5 protein-coding genes and 1 pseudogene are annotated in these 8,284 nt (G+C 67.3%); 1 reads left to right on the top strand and 5 read right to left on the bottom strand.

The window, feature by feature from the left end:
- Window positions 1–614 precede the first annotated feature (614 nt).
- Window positions 615–1,159 (top strand): annotated as a pseudogene (locus tag ALA01S_RS32405) (transposase); the annotation flags it as partial.
- A 30-nt stretch (window positions 1,160–1,189) separates the two neighbouring features.
- Here the strand turns inward: ALA01S_RS32405 and ALA01S_RS33735 are convergent.
- The 5 genes from ALA01S_RS33735 to ALA01S_RS29415 form a co-directional block, all read right to left on the bottom strand.
- Entirely contained in the window at window positions 1,190–2,641 is a 1,452-nt protein-coding gene (locus ALA01S_RS33735) for an ISKra4 family transposase (protein ID WP_157119388.1), read from the bottom strand.
- Between the two features lie 92 nt (window positions 2,642–2,733).
- Window positions 2,734–3,177, bottom strand: a complete 444-nt coding sequence (locus tag ALA01S_RS29425) for a DUF995 domain-containing protein (RefSeq protein WP_066343064.1) — start codon at window positions 3,175–3,177, stop codon at window positions 2,734–2,736.
- Between the two features lie 296 nt (window positions 3,178–3,473).
- Window positions 3,474–4,223: a PEP-CTERM sorting domain-containing protein gene (locus tag ALA01S_RS29420; protein ID WP_066343059.1), complete on the bottom strand. Its 750-nt coding sequence runs from the start codon at window positions 4,221–4,223 to the stop codon at window positions 3,474–3,476.
- A gap of 78 nt (window positions 4,224–4,301) precedes the next feature.
- Entirely contained in the window at window positions 4,302–4,430 is a 129-nt protein-coding gene (locus ALA01S_RS35280) for a hypothetical protein (protein WP_259375550.1), read from the bottom strand.
- A 228-nt stretch (window positions 4,431–4,658) separates the two neighbouring features.
- The gene (locus ALA01S_RS29415; protein WP_066343070.1) at window positions 4,659–8,192 is read right to left on the bottom strand and encodes an SNF2-related protein; all 3,534 of its coding nucleotides are present in this window, start codon (window positions 8,190–8,192) and stop codon (window positions 4,659–4,661) included.
- Window positions 8,193–8,284: the final 92 nt, after the last annotated feature.

The raw sequence follows: 8,284 nt of genomic DNA, 5'->3' as shown, positions 1-8,284 counted from the left end.
GCACGTCGCGCTGCGCCCGCTCGCGGTCGGCAGCGCTGGTGGTTGAGATCTCGGCCGGTGTCAGAGGCGATGGCACCAAGGAGGCGCAGCCGCTCGACAACAGTGCGGCCAGCAGGCCCGGGACAAGCGTGGAACGTGAAGCAACAGACAAAGACGGTCTCCCAAAGCCAGCACAGGATTGGGAGCAAGCATCTGGACACGGGCAGCGGGCGACTCACCGGCATCAGAGCGCTCGTGCCGGCTGGCGATCCGGGCGCGCGAATGCATCTCGCACCCTCGTGTTCACAGCAATTTACCCAGGCCTTATCCGCCGGATACAGATAGATACCTTTTTACCAATCTATGGGGTTGAAAGTCAACACTGTCACAGAAATGTGTCTTCGCTTTGTGCGGTCCAGCCGGACGCGGCTCGGCGCCGCGGTTGGAGCAGCAAGAGCCTCGGAGGATGTGGACGGATTCAACCGGTGCGCCGAGCTGTAGAGCTCTCCAGAGCCTCGCACAAGCGCTACGGGTATAAAGCCGCCCATCGCCGCGAGGACCACGGTTTGGACTAGAGCCCGTCATCAATTGACTGATGATGGCTGCCTGTACCAAAGACCAGACGAAGAAGAACGATGACACGCAGATATGCGCTCAGGGATGATCAATGGGAGCGCATGACGGACTTCCTGCCCGGCCGAAAGGGCCATGTGGGCGTGACGGCCCGAGACAACCGGCTGTTCGTCGACGCGGTGCTCTACCGCTACCGCGCCGGCATCGCCTGGCGCGACTTGCCAGAGCGCTTCGGGGATTTCCGCGTCGTGCACACCCGCCATTCGCGCTGGAGCAAAAAAGGGGCCAGCAAGCGCAAGCCATTGGGCGCAGCCACGGCGGGCTGAGCACCAAAATCCACGCCACGGTGGACGCGCTTGGCAACCCCTTAGGCTTTTGCCCTACGCCGGGCCAGGCTCACGATCTCGAAGGCGCTGACGCGCTATTGCCCGCCATCACGGCAGACGCCGTGATCGCCGACAAGGCCTATGACGCCCAAGCTCGCGTCATTGACGTGCTTACCCGAGCCGGCCAAGTCGCCGTGATCCCGCCGACTCGTAGCCGCATCGAACAACGGGCCTGGGACCGCGATCTCTACAAGGCGCGGCATCTCATCGAGAACTTCTTTGCGCGACGGGAGTGGAAAAGCTCTGGTCCGTCAGGCAGCAAGTTGCGTCATCATCAAATCACGCATGCGCCCGTCGAGCACAGCGGCACGCACCGTGGCCACGCGGTGAGCACCACTGGGTGTCCAGCGCATCTGCTGGCGCTTGGCCATCCGGGCGTTGGCGATTTCTTCGACAGAGCCTTCAGCACGCGAGGTGGAAATCGGCCGGCCGGACCGATAGCGTGTACCGTAGTCGATGAGCGCGTCCTTGTTGTTGGCGAGGTAGGCGCGCAGGTCCTGGCAGTGGTGCAGGAAGCTGCGTACGGCCGGGCCGGACCGATGACCGTTGAGGTAGATGACTTCATTGGCCAAGTGCTTCAGCGACCAGAGTGCCTCGCAGGCTTCCTCGGCATAGCCGTTCCAGATCAGGTAGCGAAGCCGCTCGACATCGAGGCTGACGAAGTCCAGGCCCATCTGGTGTGCCGGCCGCAGGGCGCAGATGCCGGCCAACGTCTGCTTGATGTGGCGCACCCGCATGGAGATGTGCCACCAATCCAGAATGTGGCGGATCGGCTCGCCCGTGGCGATGCGCACCAGATTCGGTAAGGCCGGCTCGCCATCGCTGATGACGGTCACCAGACGGCCAGACTGCCAGCCCTGCGCCAGCAATGCGGCCGTGATGGCCTGCGCTGGCTGTTCGGTGCCCATCGGGGCCAGCGCGAAGCGCCGCGGCGGCCTGCCCTTCTTTTCCACCTTGCCGACCGTCACGTCGACGTGGCGGGTGTTCAGGCCCAGTACGGCACGCAGATGGGCACCGTCGATCATGACGACGATTTCGGCGCGCGTGCTGCCCCTGCGACGCGCTGTTGATGGTGATGCGGCCACGGGCGGCTTGCCGGCTTCGACGGCTTCGACGGCTTCGACGGCTTCGACGGCTTCGACGGCTTCGACGGCTTCGACGGCTTCGACGGCTTCGATTTTGCTCGAAACGCGATGCAGCCGATTGCGCACGCTGGTGTGATTCGGTGGCGAGCACGGCACAAAAGTCTCGAGCAACCGCCCGGCCTCACGGAACGAGTGACGGGCACTCAATTCGGCTTGCAACCGACACAGTTCTGCCGTACAGCGGTTCGGCAGCACGTCGGCCAGCGGCGAGATCGACAGGTCGGCCATGTCGAACGTGTCAGCACACGGGCACAGACGGATTCGCGGCGCGGCAACCGTGACGGTGCCAAACAAGGTTTGCAGCGTACGGGTGCGCTGGTCGCGCAGGCGCCGCAGCGCCATGCAGTCGGGGCAGACCCGGGCGCAAGTGACGTACTCAGCGACCTGGTCCTGGACGATGCGCTGCTGCAACTCGGCGAGCAGCGCCTTGGCCTCGGCCAGGGTGAGCCCGACGCCCTCGCTGCTGAGGTCGTGGAGGCCGCGACGAAGGCCGCCTACTTCGTAGGACGTCACCTCGCCCCAACCAGTGCGCGCTTCAAGCCGGATCGTCCATTCCATGGCGCCGCCTCCAGACCACCAGAAGTCGCCAGGGTGTCACGGCCGGCTCGACCAGACCATGTTTTTTTCCACTCCCGGCGTCAATTGCGGGGCTACCCCGGCCTGCGAATCTCCAGTCGATACACCTTCTCGCCAGACGCATCCGAACGGGCGGTCCAGTAGCCGTCACCGGTCCTGAACACGAACCGGCACCAGTCTTCGGTGGGGTTCAAGCGCCACTCGATGGTCACGCACAGGCGACCGTCGTCCAAGATGCGCCACCTGCCGTGGGCACTGCTGGACGCACGCATGCCGGGAGCGGCGTTGTCTGATGAAATGATGAAGGTGCCATCGGCATCGTTGCTCCAGCGGTGGGTGTTGCCTCGCGCCGAGACGCGACTTACCGATGCACCCGGCCACAGCGTTTGCAATTCCTCTTTCGACAGCTGGTGTGGGCTCTGCGCTGCCAGCTCGCTTATCTGTTCTTGAGCCGGTGCCAGGACCGGCACGATGAGCAACGCGGCGGCACCCGCGCAGTGAATGACGGAGCGATGCATGAATTCTCCTGCAAGCTATCGGGCCGCCCCACATGATCGACACCGCTCCCTGCACCGCCATGCCCGAGTCGAGCGGGGTGGTCAAGCCACGCTTGTGCGCACTGCGCGCGCTGGGCACGGTGTCCGGGGCCTGCAACCGGCGCTGGCGCATGTGCGCAAGGCCGAGCTCCTGCACCGCTTCGACCAGGCCACCTACGGGCAGCCGGCCGCCGTGCGCGAGGCTTGGCGAATCCGCGGCCCCCGCATCACCGCCGCAGCGCATGGACACCGGGACCCGTCGCTGCGGCGCCTGGGAATCAGCTGATGCGACAACCTCGGGCCATGTTGCACGCCCGCCGCCGTCCACGCGCCGCGGCGCCGACAAGCCCCAACCCCGCCAGCATCAGCACAGCCGCGCTGGGCTCAGGCACTGGGATGGCCACGAAAGCGCGGCGATCACTGCCATTGAGGCTGCCCGCGCCCACGATCCAGCCACGGTCGTTGATCGCATTGCCCTCCAGCAGGTTCCAGGCCGCGTCGGCCCTGGGCGTCAGCAGCGTGTTGAGGTCACGCAGCACGCCGTCGCGGTACAGGAAAGGGGTGTCGGCACTGCCGTCGCCAAGCGTGCCCACGACCCAGCCGCGCTCGTTGACGTCCCGGGCCTGGCCCGGCTGGCCGCCGGTATCGAGCACCTGCAACCGGCCGTCGCTGTAGAGGAAGGGGCGGTCGGTCAAGCTGCCGGCGATCTGGCCATGGTCGTTGATAGCGTAGGCTTGGCCTGGCTGCGAAGACAGCGGCGTGACCGAACCGCCTTGGAGCATGACGGGGCGGCCATCGACGCCATAACCCACCACCGTGTCGGCGTTGTTGATCCCAAAGGCCCAGCCCAGGCTTCCCGACAGGTCACGGCTGGCATGGCCATCGTACAAATACGGCCGTGCCGGACCCTCAGCTTCGCCCAGACCGATGACATGCCCGGTGTCATTGATGGCCACGGCGGTCCCGAAGCCCGAGGGCGTGGGGACGCGCGTGAAGCGCTCATTGTTGCTGTCGTAGATGTAGGCCACGGGCGGTGCGCTCCCGGGTCAGAAACGTCCCGTCACTGCTGCAAGAAGTGTTTCAGCCGCTGCCACAACTGGGTGGCTTCAGCCGTGCCAGTGCGCCGGCTGCATCTCCACGAACGTCACGGAGGCTTCGCGCGCCTCGTCAGTGCTGCGCTTGCGGCTGAAGGTCTGGACTGTCAGCTCGCGCACGAAAGGCGTGACTGGTCCCACGGACAGCTGCGCATACAAGGCCTTGATTCGCGCTGCGCCGTCGGCCTGCTGGCTGGGCGGACGGTGGCACCTGGCCTGGCTGACTGGCTGTGCTGCTGCCCGCATGGCCGCCTGGAGAGGCCAGTATGGGCAATTCTGGCCTCTCATAAGCGCACAAGTCCAAGGGCGGTTTCCGTAGAAATGGACCCAGCAGAAAAGTAGGCGTTTCTCTGGAGCCGAATTTGATGCTCACCGCAGTCCGAACAGCGCCCTCAGCTCCGCAGTTGGCAACTGGCCGATCCAGGTTTCGCCCGTACCCACGGTCATTTCGGCCAGCTCGCGCTTGGCGCGGATCATCTCGTTGATGCGTTCCTCGAAGGTGCCGCGTGTGATGAAGCGGTGCACCTGCACCTTGCGCTGCTGGCCGATGCGGTAGGCCCGGTCGGTGGCCTGTGCCTCCACTGCCGGGTTCCACCAGAGGTCGAAATGCACCACGTGGCTGGCGGCGGTGAGGTTCAGGCCCGTGCCACCGGCCTTCAGTGAGAGCAGGAACACGCGCTGACCCGGTTCGTCCTGGAAACGCTCCACCATACGGTCGCGCCCGGCGCGGGAGACGCCGCCATGCAGGAACAAGGGCTCGCGCCCATGGCGCTCCTGCAGCATGCGCGCGAGCAGCTCGCCCATCTCGCGGAACTGCGTGAACACCAGCGCCTTCTCGCGCGCGGCGCCGATTTCGTCGAGCAGGTCCAGCAGCCGCTCGACCTTGCCCGAGGCCGCCGGGTCGGCCGCGCCCTGCTTGAGGTAGTGCGCCGGGTGGTTGCAGACCTGCTTGAGCGCCAGGATCAGCTGCAGCACCAGGCCCTGGCGCTTGAAAGTGTCGGACTGCCCGGCAATGGCCGCCATCCCCTCGCGCACCACGCTCTCGTATAGCGCGGCCTGGGCCTTGGACAACATGCAGAACTGGTCCTGCTCCACCTTGTCGGGCAGGTCGCTGATGATGGACTTGTCGGACTTGAGCCGGCGCAGCAGGAACGGCGCCATTACCCGGCGCAGCCGCTCGGCCGCCGCGGCGTCGCGGTGGGTCTGGATCGGCGTGGCGTACTCGCGCGCGAAATGCGTGGGCCCGCCCAGGTAGCCGCGCTGCGCGAAATCCATGATCGACCAGTACTCCAGCAGCCGGTTCTCCACCGGCGTGCCGCTCATCGCCACATGGCTGGCCGCAGGGATGGCCTTGACGGCCTTGGCCTGCGCGGCGCCGGGATTTTTGATGTTCTGCGCCTCGTCGATGACCACGATGCGCCAGGACAGTGCCTTGAGCGCCGCCGCCTCGGTGCGCGCCACGCCATAGGTGGTGAGCAGCACGTCGGGCCGCTGCTGCGCCAGCTCGCGCTTGGCGCCATGGAAAACGGCCACGCTCAGGTCCGGCGTGAAGCGCGCCGCCTCCTTGAGCCAGTTGGTCAGCAGGCTGGTGGGCACGATCACCAGCGCCCTGCCCTCCCGCAGCGCGCCGTCCTGCTTGAGCCGCAGCAGCAGCGCCAGCACCTGCAGCGTCTTGCCCAGGCCCATGTCGTCGGCGATCACGCTGCCCAGTCCCAACCGGGCGTTGCGCCACAACCAGGCGAAGCCGCGCTGCTGGTAGGGCCGCAGCGTGGCCTGCAGCCCCGCGGGCAGCGCCACCTCGTCCTCGCGCCGAAGTTGCTCTATGAGTTTTTCTGCCGCCTTGTTCAGACTGACCGGGGCGCCGTCTATTTCGCCAGCCAGCGCGGAGCGCAGCAGCGTGGCACTGTCGCTGTGCTGGGGCCGGGCCAGGCGGGCGTGCAGCGACTCGACCTCGGCTGCGTCGAGCATCACGTACTGGCCGCGGAACTTCACGACACCACGGGCCTTGCCGAGCAGGCGCTTGAACTCGGCAGTGCTGACCAGTTCATCGCCGATGGCCACCTTCCAATCGAAGGACAGGACCGAGCCCGTGCTCAACAGGCCCGCGCCGGCACTGGCACCGGCGGCGGCCTTGATTTGCATCGACAGCCGGGGCCGCAGCAGCCGCTGCAGCGCCCGCGGCAGCAGGGTGCGGATGCCCATGAGGCGCAGCGCCGGCAGCGCGACCGACAGCAGCGTCGGCAACTCCCCGGGTGTTACAGGGAGAGCACGCCTGGCACCCTTGCGCACGTAGTCGTGCAGCGGCGGGTGGAACTCGGCCAGCATCGCCACGGTCCTGAGCACACCCATGCGATGGGGGAACGCGGGCTGCGCGATGACGTCGGCCAGCGGCACCGGCGCCTCCAGCGTCGCGCGTTCGTCGGCTACGGCCAGCGACAGGCTGAAACCCTCGGTGCGCACGGCTTCGTCTAAGCGCAGCACCGGCACGTAGCGCTGGCGCGCCAGATGCAGCCGCGCCAGCCAAGCCTGGATGCTGCCGGCCAGCGCCCCCTCGCCCGGGCCGTCAACGCGCACTTGGCCCGGGCCGAAGAAAAGGCTCCAGACCATGCCGTCGCCGCCAGTCTTCGCAGCCGGGCCCAGGTCCGCCGCCAGCAGGCGCAAGTACAGGTCGATCAGCGCGCACAGCAGCACGCGCGCCTGCGCACGCGCGGCCAGCGGCACCCAGCTGCGGTTCATTCGGCGCTGCACCAGCTCCGGCGGCAGTCCGGCCGCAACCTGCGCCACCAGGGCGCGCACGGTCGCGTCCAGTTCCGCCGCGCACCAGCGCAGGCCCAGTGTCCGGGCATCCACGGCGAAGACCTGGGGCACCACGGCGCCATGGGCAACAAGATGAAGCGCCAGCAGGTGCAGCGTGTGCACGGCGGCGAAGTCCGCGCCCAGATCCGGCAGGTCCTCGGGTCGTACGCTCGCCAGCGCCGCCAGCAGCCCGGGCAGCGTGTCCAGCGCCCGGCCGCCCAGCGTCGCGCCCGTGACCTCGAGTGCGGCCTGTGCGTCAGCTCTCAGGCGCAGCTGCCCTTTGGGCAACGATGCTGCTTCGCTGCCGGTGTCCGCGACCGCGGTGGCCGCATCGAGCTGGCGCTGCGCCTCGCGCGCGATGCGGGCGACGGTCTTGTGCGCCAGCTCCCGGAAGTCGCCGCTGCGGTGGAACACCGGCTGCGCCGGTAGCAGCCGCCACAGCGGCTCACGCAGCTCGGGCACGGCCGTGAAGTCGATGCGCTCCAGCGCGTCCGGGTCGTGGACTGGTTCGGGCATTGCCGATTCGGGGTCGTCCTCGAACAGCGTCAGCGCGCCGGTGGGCAGCGCGCGCTCGGCCTCAGCATCGACGGCCACGCCGTGCTGGCCCAGCAGCGTCTGCAGGTCGATGCCGCGCAGCTTGAACACCAAGTAGGGGTCGGCGTCGATCTCGCGGCTGAGCAGGTAGATCACCGCCGCCAGGTGCTTGCAAGGCACGGCCCAGTCCGGGCATGAGCACTCCATCTGCAAGTCTTTCCAGCGTCGCGGAAAGACCTGGATGCCCAGCGACGTGGCTTCCTTCAGCACCGCGGGGTCCAGCTCGCGATTGAGCAGCCGTGCGATCAGTCCCGGGTCGGCCGCCAGCCGCTCGGCCAGCCGCACAGCATCGGCGGCGGCGACTTGCGGCACGTGGATGTCCACCACGTAGGGTTTCGGGCGCGAGCCCTGCACGTGGGCCCGCACGCTCCCCTCGTGCATCTTCAGGTCGCGCACCGCGCCGCGATTGGCATAGGTGCGCCCGCGCGGCAGGCGGTTGTCGTAGTCAATCTGCGCCAGCGCTTGCAGCCACTGCTCGCCCCACCATGTGTTGCCATACGACGCGCGACTCACCAAAGCAGCTCAACCTCGATTTGTTTTAGCCTTCAAGGGCCTGTGGCCTGTGGCCTGTGGCCTGTGGCCTGTGGCCTAGCCCGGATATTTCA

It is taken from the genome of Azohydromonas lata NBRC 102462 (genome assembly GCF_001571085.1).
GTDB classification, from domain to species: domain Bacteria; phylum Pseudomonadota; class Gammaproteobacteria; order Burkholderiales; family Burkholderiaceae_C; genus Azohydromonas; species Azohydromonas lata.
The sequence above is the reverse complement of the archived record's forward strand: the minus strand, read 5'-3'. Positions and strand labels throughout refer to the sequence as shown.